Raw genomic sequence first — 707 nt, forward strand, 5'->3', positions numbered from 1 at the left:
CCGGCGAGCGAGGCGAATGCGGCCTCGGAGCGCACCCGACCTGCATGTGACCACGCGATCAGGACAGTCGCTGCAACCACTGCCCCGACCCCGACCGCGGCAGTCAGTTCCGGCGCATTGGTCTTCACCAATGCGTCGAGAGACTTTCGATTGTCAACCAACTCCGCATCGAGCGCACGAATCCTCTTGGCTAGTCGCACGGCCTCTGCTCGGCACGTCGCAGTGGTGGCGTCCTCGGACCGAGCCCGCCAGGTTGCGATCTCCTTTAACTGACTGTATGTCAACGATTTTCGTGCATCCACACCAAGTTCGACGGTGCGAACCAAAGCCGTCAACGCATTGATGGTGCGCACCCGTTCACACGTCATCTGTTCTCGAGCGACCACGAGAACGCGCATCGCCACTCGCGATCCGTCCGCTCGTGGTCGACGCAGTCGATCGATGTCGACGGACAGAACTGATCGGGCGATACGAGCGGCGTCGAGATCGTCGGTCTTACCGACTCCTCTGCGATCCGCCGACCCCATCACGGAGGGTTCGGCTACCGGGAATCCCGCCGCGAGAACGCGGTCGGAGAGTCCGGCGCCGTAGGAGCCGATGCCTTCGATGACAACGAGGGCGGCTTGTTGACCTACTCTGCGTGCAATCCACGTGCGGGCCCGATCAAGACCCGCCGGGCTTGCCGGAAAACTTGCTTTGTCCTGCAC

General features: G+C 62.7%; 1 protein-coding gene. It reads right to left on the bottom strand.

The window, feature by feature from the left end:
- Positions 1–707, bottom strand: a 707-nt coding sequence (locus R4P65_RS33040; RefSeq protein ID WP_317829701.1) for an IS110 family transposase, incomplete at both ends; no start/stop codon positions are given.

This window comes from Rhodococcus sp. IEGM 1318 (assembly GCF_033142465.1).
Lineage (GTDB): Bacteria > Actinomycetota > Actinomycetes > Mycobacteriales > Mycobacteriaceae > Rhodococcus_F > Rhodococcus_F qingshengii_B.